The sequence below is a fragment of the Flavobacterium frigoris PS1 genome (assembly GCF_000252125.1).
Classification (GTDB): domain Bacteria; phylum Bacteroidota; class Bacteroidia; order Flavobacteriales; family Flavobacteriaceae; genus Flavobacterium; species Flavobacterium frigoris_A.
In genome coordinates this window covers 22,460-45,198 of sequence record NZ_AHKF01000006.1, presented here as the reverse complement: position 1 = coordinate 45,198, position 22,739 = coordinate 22,460, and the positions used below count along the sequence as shown (strand labels likewise).

Genomic DNA, 22,739 nt, shown 5'->3' with positions numbered 1-22,739 from the left:
CTATTTATTATAAAAAAAAATATAAAATTTGACATGTTGATGAATGATACTAATATGACGATTCCAAAAATTATCCATTATTGTTGGTTTGGTGGTAAAACGAAGCCAAAGTTGGTTAGAGATTGTATTAAGTCATGGAAAAAGTATTTGCCAGATTATGAAATTATAGAATGGCATGAAAAGAATACTGATTTAAGTCATCCTTTTGTTAAACACGCCTATGAATCACAAAAATGGGCTTTTGTAAGTGATTATATAAGACTAAAAGTTTTGTATGAAAATGGGGGGATATATTTAGACACAGATATGATGCTATTAAAATCACTTGATGATTTTCTGGAAAACGAATGTTTTTTTGGTGCAGAAGAGGAGAATATTGTAAGTTGTGGTATAATTGGAGCTGTTAAACAAAATAAGTTTATTAAAGAATGTATAGAGCATTATGATTTTATCGATTTAGAAAAAAAAACTAATTGGCATAAAACTGTAGTTACAATTATCATAACTAAATTGTTTAGAACAAAATATCATTTTTATGGAGTTTTTGATAAAAGGATTAATTATGATACGATTACAATTTATCCAATTAACATTTTTTATCCATTCCCTTATGAAAAGAAAGAAGATATTGTCAATTATAAACAGTACATCAAACCAGATAGTTATGCGTTACATTTATGGGTAGGATCTTGGATTGTTTACAACGAATTTAAGTTTTTAAGAAATGGGGAATACTGGAAAGGCTTTAAAATTATATTTCAAAAAACATTATGTAAAAATTTGAATGTTAAATATATAAGAAAAATAATTTCGGCAATAAAGCAGTCATTGACTAAATAATAAATGAATTTAATTATAATAGATGAGGTGTACAAAATATGACATTACGGTTGTTCTGTGTTGTTACAATAGTGCAAATAGATTACAGCCAACTTTAAAACATTTGTTTAAGCAGAAATTAAATTCTGATATTAGTTGGGAAGTTTTACTTATCGATAATAATTCTAACGATAATACGGCAGAAGTAGGTACCGATATTTGGAAAAATTTTCATTCTGAGATCAATTTAACAGTAATTTCAGAACCTATGCCAGGTTTATCATATGCAAGAAAAAAAGCGGTAAGTTCAGCTAAGGGAGAATTGTTACTTTTTTGTGATGATGATAATTGGCTAGATGAGAATTATTTGCAAATTGCTTTTGATTTTATGAAAAACAATCCCAATGTGGGAGTTTTAGGAGGTAAAGGCATTGCCGTTAGTTCAATAGAGTTTCCAGATTGGTTTACCACATATCAAGGAGGTTATGCCGTGGGTGTTCAAAATATAGGAAGTGATAAAATAAATAATAGAGGTTATGTATGGGGTTCGGGAATGGTGGTAAGAACAGGAGAAATTTTGTCATTATATAATTCGGGATTTATTAGTTTACTTACCGGTAGAAAAGGAGTTAATTTAAGTGCGGGTGATGATTCTGAAATATGCAAATGGTTTTTGTTAGTAGAGAAAGATTTGTTTTTTAACGAACAGTTGATTTTCAAGCATTATATTGAGCCATTTCGTTTAACAGTTGAATACTATAAAAATATGAACAACGGTTTTACACTCTCACAAAGAGCTTTAAATCAATATGATTTTATTTTGTTTTTATTGAATAAAAAGAGAAAAGCATCTTTTTTCAAGATTATATCTCTTTTTGTGATTTTTCTATTCGAGAGAAATAGGTTGAAAATCAAAATTCTTTTAGAATTTATAAATAAAACTCCATTGACTTTTCATAGACAAACAAAAAATATTTTGCAATCAAGAAAGCTTTTTATTGAGAATGAAAGCGAAGCATAATTTATTCTTGAAAGGCGAGAATTATAAAATCAATTAAAGTTCTTAATATTAAGAATGGGAATTACGAAATATAGTTACAATATGTTTAAATTATCAATCATTACTATTAATTATAATAATTTGGGAGGTTTAATGTCAACTATTACTAGTGTGCAAAATCAAACTTGGCAAGGGTTTGAGTATATTGTAATTGATGGAGGTAGTAATGATGGTAGTAAAGAATATTTGCTACGCCACAACCAATATATTGATTATTGGGTTAGCGAACCAGACAAAGGGATTTATAATGCCATGAACAAAGGAATAAAGGAAGCCAAAGGGACTTATTTATTGTTTTTAAATAGTGGAGATCATTTTTTTAATGAAAAAGTTTTAGAATTAAATCATGCTGTTTTGATTCAAAATGATTTGATATGTTTTAATTTACAAATGGTTAGAAACGGGATTTCTAAAATTGCAAAATCACCAGCAAATCCATGCTTTTCAGATTTATATACTACTTCATTGCCCCATCCAGCTACTTTTATAAAAAGAGAATTGTTTAATAAAGTCGGTTTATATGATGAGAACTTAAGAATTGTTTCTGATTGGAAATTTTTTCTTTTGGCTTTATTTAAGTTTAATAGTAGTTACCTTAAAGTTGAGCAGACTCTTAGTACTTTCTATTTAGACGGAGTAAGTACTTTGGAAGACAATTCTCACGAAAGAAAGTTGGTATTGAATCAATACTTCAATAAATTTATATCAGATTATGAATGCTTAATTGAAAGTAGAAAATGCGTAAATTCAAATCGCTTTAAAATGCTACAAGAAATCGAAAGAACTGTATTTGGGAAAAAAATAGTTTCATTGTTTTTTAGGACTTATGTCGTAATGTTTTCCAAAAAGAGATTGAGAGATGTGCTAGTTTCTAAAAAATCTTTATAGGTAATTATATTTAGCATTTTGTTTTACTTTTGTAAATACATTCTAATAGAAAAATTAAGTGGAAGATATAAAAATTGATTTTGTAGACTTTTGGCCAGATTTAATAAAGACCAATAATTTTTTTTATAATTTATTATCTGAATTTTATAGGGTGGTAATTGATACTGCAAATCCTGATTTGGTTTTTTATTCTTGTTTTGGTTACGACCATCTCAAATATAATTGTAAAAGAATCTTTTATACAGGTGAGAATATAAGGCCCAATTTTTCTGGATGTGATTTTGCATTTTCGTTTGACTTTAATAATAAAAAGAATCATTACAGACTACCACTATATTTATTTTATATTGATGATCATAAAATGATTAATAAACTAGAAAATTTAAAGGTTAAAGAAGAGTATAGGGAGATTTGGTCTAAGAAAACAAAGTTTTGCTGTATGGTTGTGTCAAATCCTAAAGCCATTAAGAGAATTGAATTTTTTAATACTTTATCTAAGATAAAAAGAGTAGATTCTGGAGGGGCTGTTTTAAATAATGTAGGAGGCCGAGTAAAGGATAAGATGGAATTTATAAATGATTATAAGTTTGTTATTTCTTTTGAAAATGAATCACAAGATGGCTATACTACAGAGAAAATTTTAGAACCTATTTTTAAAGATTGTATTCCTATTTACTGGGGAAATAAATGGGTTCATGAGGATTTTAATCCTGCTAGGTTTATTAATTATCATGATTTTAACTCGGAAGAGGAATTAATTCAAAAATTAATTGAGATTGATCAAAATTTCGATTTAGGTGTCGATATGATATCTCAGGCTGTTTTTGCAACAGAAAAACAAGATTGGAATATAGAAAGAAAACATATTCTTTTAATGATAGAAAGTGTTTTGAAACTAAAGAAAAAACCAATCGCAAAAACTTTTACAGGAAATTTTTATTATTTAAAGATAAAATTGAAAAGTGTGAAAAAGAAATTAAAAAATACACTTGTAAAATAATGATTAAAAAAAGTCCAAAAGTTACCGTAGTAATTCCCTGTTTTAATGACGGAAATTTTATTCAAGAAACAGTGAATTCAGTCTTTAAACAGACTTTTCAGGATTTTCAAGTAATTATTGTTGATGATGGTTCTAATGAATCGACAAAAGAAGTTTTAAAAGCTTTAAAAAATGATCGGGTTAATATAATTACACAAAACAATAGAGGACCAAGTTCAGCTAGAAATACCGGTATGAAAAACGCAAATTCAGAATATATTTTAATAATTGATTCTGATGATACATTTGAAGTTTCTTTTCTTGAAAAAGCAATAACTATTTTAAATGAAAATTCTGATATTGGAGCAGTTTCAAGCCATTGTACTGTTTTTATAAATAATGATGAAGTTATATCAGAACACAGGCCAAAAGGTGGGGGAATAAGCGATTTTTTATTTGATAACAATAGCGTTTCATTTGCCTTGATACGCAAAAAAACTTGGGAAGAAGTTGGCGGCTATGACGAGAAAATGATTAATGGTTTTGAAGATTGGGAATTTTGGATTGCCCTAACAAAAAAAGAATGGAAAGTAGGCATGATTCCAGAACTGTTGTTTAATTATAGGATTAAAGATGAAAATTCTGTAAATCAAAATGCCAAGTTGAATTATAGAGAATCTAATTTAAACTATATTTACAAAAAACACCACGATGTTTATGTCAATCATTTTTCTGAAATGGTAGATTTTTTAACGAATTTAGCCCAACGAAACAAACGAAACGAGATTAAATATAAAAATTCAATTGATTATAAAATTGGTAGATTTATACTATGTCCTTTACGTTTTATTAAAAAATCACTTAAGTAATGGTAGATCCCTTAGTTTCGGTAATTATTACAACATATAATAGACCAACCTACATAAAACAGGCAGTGGAAAGTGTAATTAAACAAACGTATGACAATATTGAAATTTTAGTTGTAGATGATGGTTCTGAAGAAAATTACGCAAAAATTATTTGTGATAAATATATAATATGTACTTATCATTACAAAAAGAATGGGGGGTTGGCTTCCGCAAGAAATTTTGGAGTTTCTATAGCTAAAGGAGAATATGTTGCTTTTTTAGATGATGATGATTTTTGGAGAGAAGATAAAATTGAAAAACAAGTTGAGCTGTTAGAAAATTACCCTAAAATAGATTGCGTTCATTCATCAGCTATTATAGTTAATGAAACCGGACAAGAAACCGGACAAATTATTGGCGCATCACAAAACAAAATTCAAAAAAGATCAGGTTATGTGTTTTGGGATGCATTAGGAGTTTGGGTTGTGAAATCTCCAACACCGCTTATTAGAAAAAGTGTTTTTAAAACCGATATGCAATTTGATGAAAATATAAAAGTGGGTGAAGACGTTGATTTTTACCAACGAATGTTTTATAGGCATATGGTATTATACATTAATGAGCCACTGGCTTATTACAGGGAATATAATAATAATGAAAGGTTATCAGTTCAAACAGAAAAATATGTAGGAATTGAAAGGACGATGTATGAAAATTTTCTAAAAATGGGGATTTGGAACCCTTTTTATTTATGGCTAATAGCCATAAAATTAGCTAAATCTTCTTTAATAAAACAACATGATAAATCAATAGTAAATAAAATAACGAGTCTGATTTCACCTCTTTATTTTCTTAAAAAATATTCATGTGAATTCAAGTAAAGTAGATAATTTGTTATTAAAATAAATGCACATTTTTTTTCAAATAATTCATAAGGCGCTAAAAAAAGAAACTATAAAATTATTGATTTATATTATTATATGGAAGTTTCTAGAATTCCTAAAAATAAATTAGAAGCACTAATTGAAAAATTACAACCATATCAAACAGATAAGGGACTTGTGAGACTTGGTCCAAATGGAGATGGAGGGTATTTAGTTCCAAATGATTTGGAAGGTATAGTTGCTTGTTTTTCTCCAGGGGTAGATTTAACAAGTGGTTTTGAGGAAAATAGTTGTAAATTAGGAATGGAAATATATTTAGCGTCTGTATCAGTTATAAAACCTAATCTAAATTTGCCTGATGATATTTATAATTTTTTGAGCAAATATATTGGTTGTACCAATAACAAAGATTTTTTAACAATTGACGAATGGGTTAAATGTGTAAAGATAGAAGAACATTTCGATTTGTTATTACAAATGGATATTCAAGGGCAGAGTATTGTACAATTTTAAATATGTCAGATTCAATCCTAAACGAATTTAGAATAATAGTTATTTAATTTCATCAATTACAAAATTTATGGAATAATCAATTTTTCGTCATGGCAGAAGAAGTATTTAATAAAATTTTACAATCCCATACTTGTGTACATTTTCATCCAAATAATTGTATAGGAATTGATGTTCAGATGGGAATCGAAATTCCGAAGATTGCTGAATCTACTTTTTTGAGAAAGGATAGAATTCAATATAAAAAACATCAAACTGTGTTTCCTCATGAATTGGATTATGATAATACTGATAGAAATCACATTGTTGTACCTAAAAATTGGCATAAATAATTTTAATTCATGAGAATAGGTTTCAATCCAAATAAAGATAAAATAATTGAAAGTACCGATTTTTTTCATCAGGTGATTCTACCTGTTTATATCGCCAATGAAGAAGGTTATTTCAAAGACAGTTTTACTATTTTGCAATATTGTTTAAATTCCCTTTTTAAAACTAGCCATGGCAAAACCTATTTTACAATAGTTAATAATGGAAGTTGTACTAAGATTGAGGACTATTTAAACCAACTGTATGAAGAAAATAAAATTCACGAACTGATCCACACCACAAATATTGGTAAATTAAACGCCATTTTAAAAGGATTGATTGGTCATCAATTTCCTTTAATAACTATTTCAGATGCAGATGTGTTGTTTTTAAATGATTGGCAAAATGAAACCTATATTATTTTCGAAAGATTTCCCAAGACAGGTGCGGTTTCACCAACTCCCAGCTCTAAAATGCTGCGCCATTATACTTCAAATGTATTATTTGAAAAAGGATTGTCAAAACACTTGTGTTTTACTGAAGTTTTAAATCCCGAAGCAATGAAAGCTTTTGCCCGCAGTGTTGATAACCAAGAATTATATAATGAATGCCACTTAAAAAAATACCTGACAATTTCAAAAGGAAATGTAAAAGCGGTGATTGGGGCAGGTCATTTCGTAACCACATATAGAGGGGCTATTTTCGAAAATTTAAAACAACGAAATTCAAATTATGGTTTAGGAGGAAATAGTGAAGACGAAATTTTGGACAAACCTGTTTTTGATCAGGGATATTGGAGATTGTCCACCCAAGATAATTACGCTTTTCATATGGGAAATATTAAAGAATCTTGGATGAAAGTTCAAGTTGATGCCCTTAAATTAAACTTGGAAATAAATAATACCCTGCCTATTTTAAGGAAAAAAATAGACGCTAAGTTTAAGATAGCCTTACAAAGTTTTATTTTAGCAAAATTATTTTCAAGAAAACCGATTTGGAAGCTGTTTTTAAAATATAAAGGATTAACTAAAAATGAAGCAAATAAGTATTAGCATGAGAATTCTTATAAAAAAAACACTTCTTTATTTTTTAAATTCAGTTGAGGTAAAAAATGAGGTTAGGCTTTCCGGTTTCTCCAGAGGGCTGAAAAATGTTAACTTTGAAGGTAAAAATGCAGTACCTGATCGATGCAATTTTTCGGGTACTGTAATTATTGGATACGCAACAACTTTAGGATATAACAACTTTTTTCATGGAGATATTGCGATTGGTAAATATTGTCAAATTGGTTCGGATGTGGCAATACACGCATCCAATCATCCTACAAATTATCTAACCACCTACATCAATAATAATTTGTTCAATGGTGAATTAAAAAAATTGAAGGAAACCAAAAAAGTAATAATTGGTCATGATGTGTGGATTGGGCATAATGTAATGATTGTTGGAAAGGTTACTGTTGGGAACGGAGCCATCTTAGCAGCGGGTTCTGTGGTAACAAAAGACGTGCCCGCTTATGGCATGGTTGCCGGTGTTCCTGCCAAAATTGTTAAAAATAGATTCTCTGAAAAAATTGTTCAGGAAATAGAAGCGCTTAAATGGTGGGATTTGTCGGAAGCAGAATTAGAGAAAATTAAACCATTGTTTTTTAAGAACTTTGAAAACAAAGAAAGTATTTATGACCATTAAACCTTATTTAATAGCAGAAATTGGCCAAGCCCATGAAGGCAGCTTAGGAATTTTACATTCCTATATCGATGCTGTTGCTTCCACAGGCGTTCAGGCTATCAAATTTCAGATGCACATTGCCGAAGCAGAAAGCAGCGAACGCGAACCTTTTCGGGTGCAGTTCTCTTTTGCCGATAAAACCCGTTTTGACTATTGGAAACGAATGGGGTTTACTTTGGAACAATGGCACGGTATCAAAAAGCATTGTGATGAAGTTGGGCTGGATTTTATCTGTTCCCCCTTTAGTAACTTAGCAGTAGATTGGTTAGAGGAAATAGGGGTACAGCAGTATAAAATTGGTTCGGGCGAAGTTACAAACCTACTGCTGTTGGAAAAAATATCCAAAACTGGCAAACCCATAATTTTATCTTCCGGGATGAGCAGTTATGCTGAATTGGATGCCACCGTACATTTTTTAAAAGGCAGAAACGTCTCGTTTTCCCTATTGCAATGCACGACAGCCTATCCTACGCAACCCGAGAATTATGGATATAATGTCATCCGTGAATTGAAAGAACGCTATAATGTTACAGTTGGATTTTCAGATCATTCGGCTACAATTGCTGCCGGTATCGCTGCTGTCGCTTTAGGAGCTGAAGTACTGGAGTTTCATGTAGTTTTTGATCGGAGTATGTTTGGACCTGATAGTAAATCGTCGTTAACACTATCTGAAGTTTCTGAATTGGTAATTGCTGCCAATGCTATTTACAATGCTTTACAGCATCCAATGGATAAAAATAAAAACAATCAGTATATTGCGCTAAAAGCCATTTTTGAGAAATCACTGGCAGTGAATAAGGATTTACCCAAAGGGCACGTAATAACATTTGATGATCTTGAAACAAAAAAGCCCAAGGGTTATGGAACGGATGCTTTGCGGTTTGAAACTGTTTTAGGTAAGACTCTAAAAAGGGATTTAAAGCAATGGGATTTTTTAAATGAGGAGGACTGGGTATAATGAATTATTGATTGTTTGAAAACCAATATAGAATAGGGTGTATCGAGTCGTCCCTTCGAGTGTTTTTGGCTTGAATAGTCCTGTTTTAAAAATAGAGAGTTCAAAAAGCCAAAAATGTATCGAGAAGTTTTAATTGCACAGGTGATCTTGATACAATTTTTAAAGCCAGCGTATTTCGTTTTTAGAAAGTGGGTATTCGGTTAAAAAATACTCGAACGGAGTGAGTTTTGTAACGATTTAAAAGAATAAAATATGAAGCAATCCTATGTTTATATATTAAAATGTTCTGATGACACTTATTGTATAGGAGTTACAAGTAATTTGGAGAGCAGAACTTTTAAGCATAAAACTGGATTCTATCCTGATTGTTATACTGCAAGCAGGCGCCCACTACTATTAGCTTTTTATTGTGAGTTTACAGATGTAAATTTGGCAATTGAAAAAGAAAAGCAAATCAAGAAGTGGTCTAAAGCAAAAAAAGAAGCATTGATAAAAGAAGATTTTGATGCTTTAGTTAATTTGGCAAAGAAGAGATTTGATAAGTAGGTTCTCGATACAATTTTTAAAGCCAGTGTATTTGCTTTTTAAAAAGAAAGCATTTATTAACTTTAAAAATCACTCGAACTGGCGGTATGAAAATTACAGGCCAAAAAGTATCGATACTTTTTGCTTGTTTAAACTTTTCCCATTTTCCCCTTTTTTTTGTCTACTTTTAAACCCAAGAATAAAAGTAAAAAATGCCAAAAAGAAAAATAACCGTTGTCATTACTGCACGTCCTTCTTATAGTCGTGTAAAAACAGTTTTATCCGCGATTCAAAATCATCCTGATTTGGAATTGCAATTGGTGGTTGCCGCATCTGCCTTGTTGGATCGCTATGGGTCGGCGATAAATTATATTGAAAAAGATGGTTTTGCTATTGCGGCACGCGTGTTTAATGTATTGGAAGGAGAAAATTTAACGGCTGCTGCCAAAACTACCGGTATAGGTATTTTGGAGTTGTCTACCGTATTTGATAATTTAAAACCCGATATTGTGGTCACTGTAGCCGATCGATTTGAAACCATGGCCACGGCAATTGCGGCTTCCTATATGAATATTCCTTTGGCGCACATTCAGGGCGGCGAAGTAACGGGTAATATTGATGAGAAAGTGCGTCATGCCATTACCAAATTAGCCGATTATCATTTTGTAGCCTCAGCAAGTGCGCAGCAGCGGGTGATTAAATTGGGTGAAGACCCTAAAATGGTTTTTAATACGGGCTGCCCGTCTATCGATTTAGCTGAAGAAGTGTTGCTCAGTAAAATGCTTCCTTTTAATCCGTATGAAAAATATGGAGGGGTTGGGGCACAACCCGATTTGGAGAAGGGGTATTTAGTAGTCATGCAGCATCCCGTAACCATAGAATATCAGGATTCCCGTAAACATATTGAAGTTACGCTGGAAGCCATTTACAAATTAAATAAACCCACCCTTTGGTTTTGGCCGAATGTGGATGCAGGAGCCGATGGAACTTCCACCGGAATTCGGGCATTCAGGGAACATCATGAGCTACCCAATGTTCATTTTTTTAAAAATATGGAGGGTGTCGATTTTTTGCATCTGTTGCAGCATAGCGATTGTCTGATAGGCAATTCAAGTGTTGGCATCCGGGAATGCGCCTATTTGGGTGTTCCGGTAGTCAATATCGGCTCCCGACAAAACAAGAGGGACCGGGGTGGCAATAGTGTAGATGTCGAATATTCTCAGCAGCAAATAGAAGAAGCTGTTTTGCAAGCAATACAAACTGGAAAATCAGGTTCTTCCTCCCTTTATGGTGATGGGAAATCAGGTCATCAAATAGCGGAATTGTTAAGACAATTGCCCTTACAATTCCATAAAACCATTATGTATTAGATGAGAATTTTAGCGATAATCCCTGCGCGCGGCGGTACCAAAGGTGTTCCGGGAAAAAACATCAAAGTATTGGGAGGGAAGCCGCTTATTGCCTATACTATTGAAAGTGCATTACAAAGTGCATTGCTCACGACAGTGATAGTTTCTACTGATAGTTTAGAGATAATGGAAATAGCCCAACAATGGAAAGCAGAGGTTCCATTTCAGCGCCCGCCTGAATTAGCAGAGGATGATACTGCATCATTAGCAGTAGTGCAGCATGCCCTTGGGTTTTATGAAGAAAAAGGAGAGGTATTTGACGCGGTTTGTTTGTTGCAGCCTACCAGCCCTTTTCGTGAAGGGGGGGGTATAGACGCAGCCATTCAGCAATTTATGTTAAGTAATGCAGACGCGCTAGTGAGTGTTTTGCCCGTGCCGCATGAGTTCAACCCACATTGGACATTTGAAACTAATGACAAAGGTTTTTTAAAAATTGCAACGGGAGAGAATGAATTAATTACAAGAAGACAAGAATTGCCAAAAGCATTTCATAGGGATGGTTCCATATATATAACAAAAATTGAAACAATAAAGAAAGGCTCTTTGTATGGACAGAAGTTAAGTTACATTGAAAGTAATCCAAATTTCTATGTAAATATAGATACTGCTGATGATTGGATTAATGCAGAGAATTTATTAAAAAATTATTAATGATGGAAGAAATAAATCCTGTTATTTCGTTTGTTAGCCCGGTGTATATGGCAGAAAAAATAGTAGATAAACTTGTGGTTGAAATTCAAAAGGTTATGATTACGATCAACCAGCCTTATGAAATTATTTTGGTCGATGATAGAAGTCCTGATAAAAGCTGGGAAAAGATGAAAGCGATAGCAAACAAATTTTCAGAAGTTAAGAGTGTTAGGTTGAGCAGAAACTTTGGACAACATCCAACAATTATGGCGGGTTTGTCTATGGCAAAAGGAGAATGGATTGTGGTGATGGATTGTGATTTACAGGACCAGCCTAAAGAAGTAGTGAAGTTATTTAACAAAGCCAAGGAAGGATTTGATGTGGTTTTGGCCAAAAGGAAAAATAGACAAGATGGTTTTTTTAAAAAAACATCTTCCTTTATTTTTTCTAAAATATATGGTTATTTTACGGATACTAATTATGATAACGAAATCGCTAATTTTGGTATTTACCATAACAAAGTAATTAAATCAATTTTAGAAATTTCTGATTCTATTAAATTTTTCCCCTTATTCATTAAATTTGTAGGGTACAATTCAACTTCTATAATCGTGGAACACGCAAAAAGAGAAGAGGGAAACTCAAGTTATAATTATATCAAATTGGTAAGTCTTGCTTTTAATTCAATAATTTCGTTTTCCAATAAACCTTTAAAGCTTTTTGTTAAGTTTGGATTGATGATTTCTGCAATATCATTTATGTTTGGATTGTATAATATTTATTTAACGCTAACCAATCAAATAGATGTTTTGGGATATAGTTCCATTATTGTCTCTATATGGTTTTTGTCGGGTATTATTATTACAACTACTGGCGTAACTGGAATTTATGTTGGAAAAATATTTGATCAGACAAAGAATAGACCTGTTTTTATTATTGATGAAATAAGATGAAAGTTAAAGTATTAGAATGGGATTCAAATTTTTTTAATAAGAAAATTGGAGTAATTGAGATAGAAGAAGAAATTGGAATTCTTTTAGATTTTGAGGGCCTTGATTTAATATATGTCAAACAAATTGAAAACGAACACTTTGAAGCTAAGGGTTTTAAGGAGGCCTATGCCGATACAAAAGTTGTTTTTTCTAAAAGTATCTCAAAAAGCAACAATCTCTTAAAGGGTTTTATTTTTTCAGCTTTCGATACAGATATAAATAGAGAGCAAATTTATAAGTTGGCTTATGAAAGTGGTAAGTTTAGTAGATTTAAATTAGATAATAATTTTCAAAAACATGAATTTGAAGCACTATATAAAAGGTGGGTTGATAATTCTTTTAGTAAAGAATATGCAGATGCGATTCTAGTATACAAAGATAATAGCGCCATTTTAGGATTTATTACCTACAAAATTTTTAAAAATTACGCAACTATCTGTTTAATAGCTGTTTGTGTAACCCATCAGGGAAAAGGAATTGGAAGTGCACTTTTAAAAGCAGTAGAAAATGAGCTAGCCAATACGTTTGTTAAAGAGTTAAGAATTCCGACCCAATTACAAAATGAACAGGCTTGTGGATTTTATACAAAATTAGGATACAATATAATTGAGAAAACAATCATTAAACATTATTGGAGGCTATGATTCCATTTAACAAACCCTATTTAACAGGCAAGGAAACGCTATACATTGAGGAAGCCGTAAAGTCAGGTAAAATTTCAGGAAATGGCATGTTTACTCAAAAATGCCAAGCCTTTTATGAAGAAAAATATGGTTTTAAAAAGGTATTGTTAACCACCTCGTGCACTGACGCATTGGAAATGTGCGCCATTTTAGCGAACATTCAACCGGGAGATGAAGTGATAATTCCTAGTTTTACTTTTGTTTCAACTGCTTTGGCATTTGTTCGTCAAGGCGCTAAAATTGTTTTTGCTGATTCTTATGAAGATAATCCCAATATAGATGTAAGTAAAATTGAAGCGTTGATCACGCCTAAAACAAAAGCCATTGTGCCGGTACATTACGCGGGCATTGCCTGTGATATGGATATGATTATGCAATTAGCAACACAATACAATTTAATTGTCATTGAAGATGCAGCACAAGCTATCGATGCTTACTACAAAGGAAAACCATTGGGTTCTATTGGTCATTTGGCCGCTTTTTCTTTTCACGAAACTAAAAACATTATTGCTGGAGAGGGTGGGATGCTCACCATTAATGACGAAAGATTCTGTAATAGAGCAGAAATTATTTGGGAAAAAGGAACTAACAGGGCTGAATTTTTTAGGGGAGAAGTCAATAAATATGGTTGGGTAGATACAGGCTCTTCTTTTTTGCCTTCCGAAATAACCGCGGCTTTTCTTTGGGCGCAAATTGAAAATTTGGAAAAAATTCAAGAAAAGAGATTGGAACATTGGCGTTATTATAATAAGCATTTAAAAGGCTGGGCTGCACAGCGTCATATAAAAACAATGATAATTCCAATTGATGCAACAAACAATGCCCATATGTTTTATTTGGTTTGCGGATCGCAGGCACAACGTGCACAAATTATTGAGCATTTAAAAAGTCATGATATTTTAGCTGTTTTTCATTACATCAGTTTACATTCCAGTCCTTATTATTTAGAAAAACATGATGGAAGAATCTTGGTAAATAGTGATAACTTTACTGCCAGATTGGTTCGGTTACCCATGTATTATGAGTTGAATGTTGCGGCTGTTGTAGATAAAATAGTGAATTATGGAGAGTAAAATATTAAAGCATGTAAAAACTATATTTATTTGCTGTACAGTATTATATAGTATGATTGCGGTCTTTTATTTTTTAAAAAAGCCCTTTGGAGGTGGGGATGAAAGCTTATTTATATCAGATTTAGAATTGATAAATAACGAAGGTTGGATTGCTGCAATTAAAAAAGGTATTTCAATACCTTTTATGGCAATAGCATATCCGTTGTCACAGTTTATGAAAAATTATCTGGCGCTTCGGTTGGTTAATATATTGCTTTTAGCAATATTATTCTTTTATTTTTACAAACAAAAAAACAATTTTTCGGGTTCATTTTACGGCTATTTACTTTTCTTTATAAGTACGGCAGGTTATTTCTATTTAGGCACAAATGACACACTTTTTTTTGTGGGTTTAATTATTTTTATCAACGAAGTAAATAATTTGCAAAAAGAAAAAAATTGGAAGGGCACTTTGGCATTTTCGGCATTAATTATCGCTTTTTTTACAAGAGAGTTGGTAATTGTATACAGTCCGGTAATTATCTTTTGTTTTTATGTCATTTATAAAGAGAAAGGATTTGCAATATTAAGAGTTCCGTTAAGTCTGCTGCTTTTGTTTTTAGTTCTTAATATCCCTTCATTTATTGCCAATGGTAAAATTTCTTACGATTTAAAAGCGCCTCCAGCCTCAGCAAAGGCGACTTGGGCGCAACGGCAATATCTTGCCCAATTGAAAGTGAATATAGGAGAATTGGCAAATTATAACCATCCTTCTTGGGAAGAAACAGATGCTTATTTGAGTAAGTATGGCGAAAAATCATTGCCTAAGGGGATTTTAGGAGGCTTGTTTTTTGATATTGGATTGACGATTGAGGAATTCTTTAAAGATTTTTACTTTTGCATTATTTTCGGATTTAGGCAATTGGCATTTATGCTCTTATTTCCTTTTTGGTTTTTGGCTAAAGATGTTTACCGTGCAAGAAAAATGAATACCACAATGTTAATTCCTATCTCGTTAATTATGATGATGACAATATTCTCACTGATCATCATTTCGTTCGTTGAATTAAGATGGCTGGGACCGGTTTTTATATTGAGTATTGTTTATTATGCTAACTTGCAAAAAAGGGAATTGATTCCAGATCGTTTTATGATTTTAAATTATGGTGTTTTAGTTATCATGAGTATTTACGGGAGTTTCAATATCATAAACAAAATGGGATTATTTAATCTTTAAACTAAATTTTGCGTAAATTGACAATTCAAAAAGATAAAATTTTATTGCTTTTCCCCGATGGAGTAGGAATCCGGAACTATTTATATTCGGATGTGTTTCAAGGGGTCGAAAAGGACTTGGTTTTATTCCATGCCTTTGATGCCCCAGCGGCAGTAGCTGTACAAAACATCACAAAAATTGAAGAAGCATTCAGTATCCCCAATTACAAGGAGTCGGTGAAGGAAAAATTTTTCCGCGAATTGATTTGTTTGGCGCGATTGAAACATAACGCCAAATTAGTGGACAATCCTATTATTTTGTCTAATTGGAAAACGGAACATAAAACGGTTAAAAATAAATTATTCTACAAAACAATAGCATTTTATGTAAAAGCAATAACCCAATACACGCAAATAAGTAAACTAGAAAAAAAGTACCAAAAAGCCATACGAGGGAATTCTTTTTTCAAGGAAATAACAGTTTTACTAAACCAAATTCAACCTACTCAAATTTTTTGCTCCCATCAACGAGGCGTGCAATGTGCTACAGTTTTTGCAGCAGCAAAAGACCTAGGAATCAAGACAAGCACGGTCATTTATTCGTGGGATAACCTGCCTAAAGCGAGGATGGCACTGCAGGCAGATCAATATTTGGTTTGGTCCCAATACATGAAAGAAGAATTGAATTTGTATTATCCAGAAATAGAAGAAAAGCAAATTTTTATAACGGGAACCCCGCAATTTGAGTGCTACCAGCAAGCTGAAAAGATAATCCCAAAAGAAGTGTTTTATAAGCGATATGACTTAGATATCAATAAAAAAATCATTTGTTTTTCAGGTGATGATGTAAAGACATCTCCAAATGATTCTCAATATTTAGAAGATTTAGCATCGGAATTGATGAAAAGTGGACTTGCAGCAGAATATCAAATACTGCTGAGACGTTGCCCGGTCGATGTTTCAGGAAGATTTGAACCGGTAGTGGCAAAATACCAGGAACTCATCAAGCAAGCGCCGCCGTTGTGGAATTTTAAAGCCAACAGCAGTTGGACCACTATTTATCCTTTGCCGGAAGATGTTTCGCTTTTAGTGTCCACAGCCTATTACAGTGATGTGGTGGTCAATGTTGGCTCCACTATGGCTTTTGATTTTGCGATGTTCCAAAAACCCTGTATTTATATTAACTATGACCAGCAAAATAAAGTAAATTCCAATTGGTCGGTCAAAACAATTTATCAACTACAACATTTTAGGAGTATGCCCAATAGAGAGTGCGTAATTTGGTGGAATAAGAGGGAAGAAATTTCAAAATTACTCAAAAGCGGCACTTTTTCACCAGCTATGGACCAATGGAAGTCAGCTATTTTAGCAGAGTATGATAACGCTTCAAATAAAATTAATAAAATAATCACAGCATGCACATCTGTCTCCTAACCAATGAATACCCAAAAGAAGGTTTTCCACATGGCGGCTTGGGAAGTTTTGTAAAAACATTGGCAGAAGCCTTGGTGAAATCAGGCGTAAAAGTTTCGGTAATTGGACTCAATTATACGCCAAATGAAGAAATACAAATGCTTGAGGGGGTAAAAGTGTACCGTCTTAAAAGAAGCAAGTTGAGAGGGTTGGCATGGTTCTTTAATTCCACTATGATTAATGCAACAATAGCGTCATTAAACAAAAAGTACCCCATAAACATAGTAGAATCGCCGGAATTAGGATTGGCATTTATCAATAAAATAAAAAACATCAACTATGTAATCAGACTGCATGGCGGACATCATTTTTTTGCCGAAGCAGAAAAGAGAGGGATCAATCGCTGGAAAGGGTTTCAGGAAAAACGTTCCTTTCAAAAATCGGATGCATTTATAGCAATTTCTCGTTATGTAAAAAGCCATACCGAAACCTATTTAAGCTACCTTAACAAGCCAGTGGTCTATATTAACAATCCGATAAACACAAAGCTTTTTACCCCCGTACTTGGTAATGAAAAAGAAGGCCAAATTGTTTTTGCAGGAACCGTATGCGAGAAAAAAGGAGTACGACAGTTAATACAGGCTTTTCCATTAATCAAAAAACAATTTCCCAAAGCGACATTAGAAATCTACGGCAGAGATTGGCTTTTCCCGGATGGGAGTTCTTATATGCAAATGCTAAAAGACAAAGAGTTACCGCTATTAGGAGTAATAGCCAAAGACCTTCATTTTAATGGAGCAATTCCCTTTACAGAGATTCCTTCAATATATGCACAAGCCGAAGTCTGTGTTTTTCCTTCTCATATGGAGACATTGGGATTGGTAGCACCTGAAGCTATGGCGATGCAAAAAGCGGTTGTTTTTACCAACAAAGGCCCAGGCCCCGAAATTATCATCGACGGTAAAACAGGATTGTTATGCAACCCACATAGTCCAAGAGACATTGCCGCTAAAATTATTTGGATGTTAGAACACAAACAAGAAGCGCAACAAATGGGTGTGGAAGCCGGAAAAGCTATTTTGGAACGCTTCGATCTTGAAGTTTTAGTTCAAGAAAACATCTGCTTTTATGAGCAGATCATAAAGAGTTAAAAAACAAAAGAAAAACTCCGTTTTAAAATCATATCTAGAACATCTTGCCATCCAATAACCAACCGTCAAAGAACCTCTACAAGATTCAAAGTGGTAAATGCACTATTATGCAAAACATACTGCGTTGCGTTGACGACCTGAAAAAATCGATTAGCAGCACATACAATTGGTTTCCGATTTATGCTTGGCATAGCGTTACGCATTAAATGCACCAACGAAGAGGCATTTCTAGCAAGAAATACTATATTTACCACACTATAAATGTTGCTTGAATGATGACTGTTTTCCAACTGATTGCCTCAGACTATAAAAAATATAAAAAATACGGAGGTCATTTCGTCGCCATTGTGTTTTTTACCCAGGGGTTTTGGGCATTACTGCAATATCGTATCGCCAATGCAATTTACAGGAAGGTACGTATTCCTCTGATAAGGCAAGTTTTTTTGCTTTTGTGTTTATTCTGGCAAAAAATAATAGAAATTACCACGGGCATTTCGATACCTGCTTCGGTCCAAATCGGACATTCGTTTTACATAGGACATTTTGGGGGTATTATTCTGAATGGAAAAGCGGTTATTGGAAATAACTGTAATATCTCGCAAGGGACCACAATCGGAGTTTCGGGAGTTGCAAACAGTAGAGGAGTTCCAGTAATTGGGGATTATGTCTATATCGGAGCGAATGCTATTGTCGCTGGAAAAATAACTATTGGTAATAATGTGTTGATTGGCGCCGGTTCACTGGTCACTACCGATGTTGCAGCCCATAGCATAATGCTGGGAGTGCCCGCATTGTTTATTTCAGATAAAGGATCGGAGGGCTACATCTAATGAAATTACTAATTCTATCATCGGCTCCTTTAATCCCCTCCGAGAACCAGTGGAAGGCCTACGGCCCGTATGTTAAGGAAATTGAGATTTGGGCTAGGCATGCCGATTCCATTCAGTTTTGTTGTCCTATTTGGAAAACTGACAGGGGGGTTTTAGTACAAACCATTCCGTTTGAAACCACAAAAGTAATTAGCTTGATATCATTCGACATCAAGTCAGTCGGTCAGGGATTCAAAGCGCTGTATGCAGTTATTATTAATAGTATAAGAATTGGCAAAGCCATGCGTCAGGCAGATCATATTCATATACGTTGTCCAGGAAATATAGGATTATTGGGGTGTTTTGTTCAAATATTTTTCCCTAATACACCTAAAACAGCTAAGTATGCCGGAAATTGGGATCCTCAAAGTAAACAACCTTGGAGTTACCGTTTACAAAAATTGATTTTAAACAATACATTTTTGACCAGAAAGATGCAGGTTTTGGTCTATGGTGAATGGCCCAATCAATCTAAAAACATAAGGTCTTTTTTTACGGCCACTTACAAAGAAGAAGATAAATCACAATTTGAAGTAAAAGAGTTTAATTCGAAACTACAATTTATTTTTGTTGGCACATTAGTGAAAGGAAAGAATCCATTATATGCCATTCAATTGGTAGAAGTATTAATTAAAAAAGGTCATCAAGTATCGCTATGTCTATATGGAGAAGGGGTAGAAAAAGAATCGTTACAAAAATATGTTTTAAAAAACAATCTAGAAAGTAACATAATATTAAAAGGTAATCAAAATCAAGAAGTCCTAAAAAAAGCCTACCAAGAAAGTCATTTTGTAATCTTAGCTTCTATAAGTGAAGGTTGGCCCAAAGCTATTGCTGAGGGAATGTTTTGGGGATGTTTTCCATTAGCAACACGGGTGTCCTGTGTGCCATTTATGCTAAATTATGGGAAAAGAGGAATTCTATTGGAAATGGATTTAGATAAGGATTTAAAACAAATAGAATTGCTGTTGCAAAATCAATCTGCTTTTACCTCCGCAAGTAAAGGAGCCTTGACTTGGTCTAGAAAGTATACCGTTGATGTTTTTGAACAGCAAATAAAGCAGTTTCTGCTTCAGGAATAAACCAAGACTTAGCAGTTAAAACTGCTATCTTGTTGTTTTTCAGGGTGTGTGTTGTTTTTTTAAGCCAATATTTTAATGTTTTCAGTTGTTTTTTATTACTATTAGCATCTAAGACCCAACGTCGTTTAATGACTAATTTTTTTACTAAAATTAATATAAAAAAAGATTTCGTTGCACCAGCGAAGAAATACAAAATGATAAAACAAGAAATGCGTATACTTCAATTAATAGATAGTTTAGAAGCTGGTGGTGCCGAGCGTATGGCAGTAAACTATGCTAATGCCTTATCGGAGAATATTCCCATGTCGGCTTTGGTAGCGACAAGGAAGGAAGGTGTTTTGAAAAAACAATTGGATGAGAAAGTTTCCTATATGTTTTTGAATAAAAAACATACAGTTGATTTAAAATCAATTTTCAGATTACGGTCATTTGTTTGCAAACATAAAATAAATATAGTTCACGCACATGGCACTTCATTTTTTATAGCTGTTTTACTAAAATTAATATATCCGCGAATTAAAATTATATGGCATGAGCATTACGGGGCAAGAGAAACTCAATCCAGAATAGATAATGTAGTGTTATTTTTTTCTTCTATTTTTTTTTCTTCTATTTTTGTAGTAAACCATCACCTAGAAGTTTGGGTAAAGAGAAATTTATTTCCATCTACAGTGTATTTTATTCCCAATTTCGCAATATTTGATGCAAAACAGAATGAAACAACTTTTTTAAGAGGTAATGATGAAAGGCGTATTGTTTGTTTGGCAAATTTAAAAAGACCGAAAAATCATTTTGCAATATTAAGCGCTTTCAAAAATTTGAAATTAAGTAATTTAGGTTGGTCAATGCATTTAATTGGCAAAGATTATAAGGACCATTATTCAAGTGTCTTGAAAGATTTTATTAAGGAAAATAATTTGGATAGTTCTGTTTTCATTTATGGGTCAAAAAATGATATTCAACATATTTTAAGACAAGCTACAATTGGAATTTTAGCTTCAAGTGCAGAAGGTTTTCCAGTAACCATATTGGAATATGGATTAGCAAAATTACCGGTAGTGTCAACTAATGTTGGATATTGCTCTGAGATTATCCAAGACAATGTTGGTGGTTTGTTATTTGATCCTTCAGATAACCTACAAATACAGAATCAAATTCTCAAAATAATTATGGATAAGCAGTTAAGAGATGAAATTGCTTTGGAATTGCATAAATCAGTTTCAAATAATTATTCTAAAGATAAAATTATAGCTTTTTTGTTGTCCTGTTACAAACAGATACTTTAAAAGATTAAAACTATTATACATGAAAAAAGAAGAATTAAATTATCTCTATTTAGTCCTATTCCATGTGTTTATTGGGTTTGTTATTTATTTAGCCCCATTTGCTGCAAAGCTATATGGTTACTCTATTTTTATACTGGGGGGCTATTTCGTGATAAAGACCCAAAACAGAAATCATGAAGCCTTGATAGTGGCAGCTTATATCGTAGGTAGTGAAGTGCTACTGAGGATGACCGGCGGAAACATTAGTTATGAGTTTTCGAAATACGCAGTGATAATTTTTGTGCTTTTTGGGATGTATTTTAGTGGATTTTCAAAAGGGGCGACGCCTTATTGGTTTTTCTTGCTGCTGTTAGTGCCTGGTGTCATCCTATCAACCTTTGTTTTGAATTATGATACCAATATCAGGACGACAATTGCCTTTAATATATCTGGACCAGTCTGTCTGGCGGTTGCCTCCATATATACCTATAAGCGTAAAATAGCTTTGGAGCAGGTGAATAACATGCTTCTCAGTATGGGGCTACCTATAATAAGTTGTATGGTTTACCTCAGTTTGTATACTCCGAACATAAAAGATGTGATTACAGGAACGGGGTCTAATTTTGAAACTTCCGGTGGTTTTGGTCCCAATCAGGTAGCCACTTTTTTAGGGTTGGGAATGTTTATTTTTTTTTCCCGAATTATTTTAGAATCAAGGTCTAAGTTTTTGGTGGTTCTAAATTTGATCATAGTTTTCAACATTAGCTATCGGGGAATGGTCACTTTTTCCCGCGGTGGTATGATTACCGGATTTTTGATGATTGTCTTGTTATTACTTTTTCTTTATTTTAAAATGAATTATCGAGGTAAAGTGAAGTTGAACTATGTTATTGTCATTATTGGTCTGACTATGATGGCAATTTGGGGTTATGCCTCCTTCCAGACAGGAGGGTTGATTAATAAGCGTTATGCTAACCAAGATGCTGCTGGAAGAGCAAAGGAAAGCCGGTTTACAGGAAGGGAAGATGTAGCCAAAACTGAAATTAATATGTTTTTAGAAAATCCTGTTTTTGGAGTTGGAGTTGCAAAGGGATTAGAAATAAGAGAATCAGAAACAGGGATTTTGATTGCTTCACATGATGAAATTACTCGGATGTTGGCCGAGCACGGTAGCTTTGGTATTTTGGGGTTAATGATTCTCTTTTTTACTCCGTTAATTTTGTATCTGGAAAACAGTTTCAATATGTATTTGTTGTGCTTTGTCGCTTTTTGGTTTTTAACAATAAACCATGCGGCAATGCGAACTGCGGTTCCTGCCTTTGTGTATTCGTTGTCTTTATTGAATGTACAGTTGGGTACGAATAGGAAAGTGAGTGATCAGTGACGAGTGTTCTGATTTCAGATTTCAGATTTCAGATTTCAGTGGTTAGTTTTTAGTAATCAGTGTTCAGTAATGAGTGTAGAAGACCA

The 22,739-nt window shown here is 33.1% G+C and carries 24 protein-coding genes; all 24 read left to right on the top strand.

The annotated features are described in order from the left end of the window. Positions 1–6: 6 nt before the first annotated feature. The 24 genes from HJ01_RS01375 (at position 7) to HJ01_RS01265 (ending at position 22,653) form a co-directional block, all read left to right on the top strand. Positions 7–840, top strand: a complete 834-nt coding sequence (locus HJ01_RS01375; RefSeq protein WP_316928969.1) for a glycosyltransferase family 32 protein — start codon at positions 7–9, stop codon at positions 838–840. A 22-nt stretch (positions 841–862) separates the two neighbouring features. Then, a complete protein-coding gene (locus HJ01_RS17080; protein ID WP_081478690.1) occupies positions 863–1,840 on the top strand; it encodes a glycosyltransferase in 978 nt (325 codons plus the stop codon). A gap of 54 nt (positions 1,841–1,894) precedes the next feature. Further along, complete coding sequence (locus HJ01_RS01365; RefSeq protein ID WP_050855202.1) at positions 1,895–2,767, top strand: glycosyltransferase family 2 protein; 873 nt, start codon at positions 1,895–1,897, stop codon at positions 2,765–2,767. A 58-nt stretch (positions 2,768–2,825) separates the two neighbouring features. After that, a complete protein-coding gene (locus HJ01_RS01360) occupies positions 2,826–3,767 on the top strand; it encodes a glycosyltransferase family 10 domain-containing protein (RefSeq protein ID WP_050855201.1) in 942 nt (313 codons plus the stop codon). Further along, positions 3,767–4,615 (top strand): glycosyltransferase family 2 protein, encoded by an 849-nt coding sequence (locus HJ01_RS01355; RefSeq protein WP_007136457.1) that lies wholly within the window; start codon positions 3,767–3,769, stop codon positions 4,613–4,615. The genes HJ01_RS01360 and HJ01_RS01355 overlap by 1 nt, the downstream gene beginning before the upstream one ends. Further along, complete coding sequence (locus HJ01_RS01350) at positions 4,615–5,475, top strand: glycosyltransferase family 2 protein (protein WP_007136456.1); 861 nt, start codon at positions 4,615–4,617, stop codon at positions 5,473–5,475. The genes HJ01_RS01355 and HJ01_RS01350 overlap by 1 nt, the downstream gene beginning before the upstream one ends. 99 nt (positions 5,476–5,574) lie before the next feature. Beyond that, positions 5,575–5,991, top strand: a complete 417-nt coding sequence (locus tag HJ01_RS17075) for a hypothetical protein (RefSeq protein ID WP_007136455.1) — start codon at positions 5,575–5,577, stop codon at positions 5,989–5,991. Positions 5,992–6,080: 89 nt separating this feature from the next. Further along, positions 6,081–6,320 carry a hypothetical protein gene (locus HJ01_RS17070; RefSeq protein ID WP_007136454.1) on the top strand — a complete coding sequence of 80 codons (240 nt, stop codon included), beginning with the start codon at positions 6,081–6,083 and terminating at the stop codon, positions 6,318–6,320. A 9-nt stretch (positions 6,321–6,329) separates the two neighbouring features. Then, complete coding sequence (locus HJ01_RS01340) at positions 6,330–7,349, top strand: glycosyltransferase family 2 protein (RefSeq protein ID WP_007136453.1); 1,020 nt, start codon at positions 6,330–6,332, stop codon at positions 7,347–7,349. Continuing rightward, positions 7,330–7,986 (top strand): CatB-related O-acetyltransferase, encoded by a 657-nt coding sequence (locus tag HJ01_RS17065; RefSeq protein WP_050855200.1) that lies wholly within the window; start codon positions 7,330–7,332, stop codon positions 7,984–7,986. The genes HJ01_RS01340 and HJ01_RS17065 overlap by 20 nt, the downstream gene beginning before the upstream one ends. Beyond that, entirely contained in the window at positions 7,976–8,983 is a 1,008-nt protein-coding gene (locus tag HJ01_RS01330; protein WP_007136451.1) for an N-acetylneuraminate synthase family protein, read from the top strand. The genes HJ01_RS17065 and HJ01_RS01330 overlap by 11 nt, the downstream gene beginning before the upstream one ends. A gap of 252 nt (positions 8,984–9,235) precedes the next feature. Beyond that, positions 9,236–9,529 carry a GIY-YIG nuclease family protein gene (locus HJ01_RS01325; RefSeq protein WP_040473578.1) on the top strand — a complete coding sequence of 98 codons (294 nt, stop codon included), beginning with the start codon at positions 9,236–9,238 and terminating at the stop codon, positions 9,527–9,529. A 191-nt stretch (positions 9,530–9,720) separates the two neighbouring features. Continuing rightward, the gene (gene neuC / locus HJ01_RS01320; protein ID WP_007136449.1) at positions 9,721–10,878 is read left to right on the top strand and encodes a UDP-N-acetylglucosamine 2-epimerase; all 1,158 of its coding nucleotides are present in this window, start codon (positions 9,721–9,723) and stop codon (positions 10,876–10,878) included. Continuing rightward, positions 10,879–11,568 (top strand): cytidylyltransferase domain-containing protein, encoded by a 690-nt coding sequence (locus HJ01_RS01315; protein WP_007136448.1) that lies wholly within the window; start codon positions 10,879–10,881, stop codon positions 11,566–11,568. It begins immediately after the preceding gene. Then, positions 11,568–12,500: a glycosyltransferase family 2 protein gene (locus HJ01_RS01310; protein ID WP_007136447.1), complete on the top strand. Its 933-nt coding sequence runs from the start codon at positions 11,568–11,570 to the stop codon at positions 12,498–12,500. Before HJ01_RS01315 ends, HJ01_RS01310 begins: the two co-directional genes overlap by 1 nt. After that, positions 12,497–13,183: a GNAT family N-acetyltransferase gene (locus tag HJ01_RS01305; RefSeq protein ID WP_007136446.1), complete on the top strand. Its 687-nt coding sequence runs from the start codon at positions 12,497–12,499 to the stop codon at positions 13,181–13,183. Before HJ01_RS01310 ends, HJ01_RS01305 begins: the two co-directional genes overlap by 4 nt. Then, complete coding sequence (gene rffA, locus HJ01_RS01300) at positions 13,180–14,295, top strand: dTDP-4-amino-4,6-dideoxygalactose transaminase (protein ID WP_040473577.1); 1,116 nt, start codon at positions 13,180–13,182, stop codon at positions 14,293–14,295. The genes HJ01_RS01305 and rffA overlap by 4 nt, the downstream gene beginning before the upstream one ends. Continuing rightward, positions 14,285–15,511 carry a hypothetical protein gene (locus HJ01_RS01295; protein WP_138984263.1) on the top strand — a complete coding sequence of 409 codons (1,227 nt, stop codon included), beginning with the start codon at positions 14,285–14,287 and terminating at the stop codon, positions 15,509–15,511. Before rffA ends, HJ01_RS01295 begins: the two co-directional genes overlap by 11 nt. A gap of 17 nt (positions 15,512–15,528) precedes the next feature. Continuing rightward, the gene (locus HJ01_RS17060) at positions 15,529–16,923 is read left to right on the top strand and encodes a hypothetical protein (RefSeq protein WP_050855199.1); all 1,395 of its coding nucleotides are present in this window, start codon (positions 15,529–15,531) and stop codon (positions 16,921–16,923) included. Then, a complete protein-coding gene (locus tag HJ01_RS01285; RefSeq protein ID WP_007136442.1) occupies positions 16,905–18,053 on the top strand; it encodes a glycosyltransferase family 4 protein in 1,149 nt (382 codons plus the stop codon). Before HJ01_RS17060 ends, HJ01_RS01285 begins: the two co-directional genes overlap by 19 nt. Positions 18,054–18,325: 272 nt before the next feature. Next, positions 18,326–18,883, top strand: a complete 558-nt coding sequence (locus HJ01_RS01280) for a serine O-acetyltransferase (RefSeq protein ID WP_007136440.1) — start codon at positions 18,326–18,328, stop codon at positions 18,881–18,883. Next, the gene (locus HJ01_RS01275) at positions 18,883–20,004 is read left to right on the top strand and encodes a glycosyltransferase (RefSeq protein WP_007136439.1); all 1,122 of its coding nucleotides are present in this window, start codon (positions 18,883–18,885) and stop codon (positions 20,002–20,004) included. Before HJ01_RS01280 ends, HJ01_RS01275 begins: the two co-directional genes overlap by 1 nt. Positions 20,005–20,132: 128 nt before the next feature. Beyond that, positions 20,133–21,290 (top strand): glycosyltransferase, encoded by a 1,158-nt coding sequence (locus HJ01_RS01270; RefSeq protein ID WP_007136438.1) that lies wholly within the window; start codon positions 20,133–20,135, stop codon positions 21,288–21,290. A gap of 19 nt (positions 21,291–21,309) precedes the next feature. Beyond that, positions 21,310–22,653, top strand: a complete 1,344-nt coding sequence (locus tag HJ01_RS01265) for an O-antigen ligase family protein (RefSeq protein WP_007136437.1) — start codon at positions 21,310–21,312, stop codon at positions 22,651–22,653. The last annotated feature ends 86 nt before the right edge of the window (positions 22,654–22,739 follow it).

What these genes read in the sequence shown, in the direction of transcription:
- HJ01_RS17080 (WP_081478690.1), top strand. Translation starts at nt 863, where the DNA reads ATGAGGTGTACAAAATATGACATTACGGTTGTTCTGTGTTGTTACAAT.
- HJ01_RS01365 (WP_050855202.1), top strand. Translation starts at nt 1,895, where the DNA reads ATGGGAATTACGAAATATAGTTACAATATGTTTAAATTATCAATCATT.
- HJ01_RS01355 (WP_007136457.1), top strand. Translation starts at nt 3,767, where the DNA reads ATGATTAAAAAAAGTCCAAAAGTTACCGTAGTAATTCCCTGTTTTAAT.
- HJ01_RS01350 (WP_007136456.1), top strand. Translation starts at nt 4,615, where the DNA reads ATGGTAGATCCCTTAGTTTCGGTAATTATTACAACATATAATAGACCA.
- HJ01_RS17075 (WP_007136455.1), top strand. Translation starts at nt 5,575, where the DNA reads ATGGAAGTTTCTAGAATTCCTAAAAATAAATTAGAAGCACTAATTGAA.
- HJ01_RS17070 (WP_007136454.1), top strand. Translation starts at nt 6,081, where the DNA reads ATGGCAGAAGAAGTATTTAATAAAATTTTACAATCCCATACTTGTGTA.
- HJ01_RS01340 (WP_007136453.1), top strand. Translation starts at nt 6,330, where the DNA reads ATGAGAATAGGTTTCAATCCAAATAAAGATAAAATAATTGAAAGTACC.
- HJ01_RS17065 (WP_050855200.1), top strand. Translation starts at nt 7,330, where the DNA reads ATGAAGCAAATAAGTATTAGCATGAGAATTCTTATAAAAAAAACACTT.
- HJ01_RS01330 (WP_007136451.1), top strand. Translation starts at nt 7,976, where the DNA reads ATGACCATTAAACCTTATTTAATAGCAGAAATTGGCCAAGCCCATGAA.
- HJ01_RS01325 (WP_040473578.1), top strand. Translation starts at nt 9,236, where the DNA reads ATGAAGCAATCCTATGTTTATATATTAAAATGTTCTGATGACACTTAT.
- neuC (WP_007136449.1), top strand. Translation starts at nt 9,721, where the DNA reads ATGCCAAAAAGAAAAATAACCGTTGTCATTACTGCACGTCCTTCTTAT.
- HJ01_RS01315 (WP_007136448.1), top strand. Translation starts at nt 10,879, where the DNA reads ATGAGAATTTTAGCGATAATCCCTGCGCGCGGCGGTACCAAAGGTGTT.
- HJ01_RS01310 (WP_007136447.1), top strand. Translation starts at nt 11,568, where the DNA reads ATGATGGAAGAAATAAATCCTGTTATTTCGTTTGTTAGCCCGGTGTAT.
- HJ01_RS01305 (WP_007136446.1), top strand. Translation starts at nt 12,497, where the DNA reads ATGAAAGTTAAAGTATTAGAATGGGATTCAAATTTTTTTAATAAGAAA.
- rffA (WP_040473577.1), top strand. Translation starts at nt 13,180, where the DNA reads ATGATTCCATTTAACAAACCCTATTTAACAGGCAAGGAAACGCTATAC.
- HJ01_RS01295 (WP_138984263.1), top strand. Translation starts at nt 14,285, where the DNA reads ATGGAGAGTAAAATATTAAAGCATGTAAAAACTATATTTATTTGCTGT.
- HJ01_RS01285 (WP_007136442.1), top strand. Translation starts at nt 16,905, where the DNA reads ATGCACATCTGTCTCCTAACCAATGAATACCCAAAAGAAGGTTTTCCA.
- HJ01_RS01280 (WP_007136440.1), top strand. Translation starts at nt 18,326, where the DNA reads ATGATGACTGTTTTCCAACTGATTGCCTCAGACTATAAAAAATATAAA.
- HJ01_RS01275 (WP_007136439.1), top strand. Translation starts at nt 18,883, where the DNA reads ATGAAATTACTAATTCTATCATCGGCTCCTTTAATCCCCTCCGAGAAC.
- HJ01_RS01270 (WP_007136438.1), top strand. Translation starts at nt 20,133, where the DNA reads ATGACTAATTTTTTTACTAAAATTAATATAAAAAAAGATTTCGTTGCA.
- HJ01_RS01265 (WP_007136437.1), top strand. Translation starts at nt 21,310, where the DNA reads ATGAAAAAAGAAGAATTAAATTATCTCTATTTAGTCCTATTCCATGTG.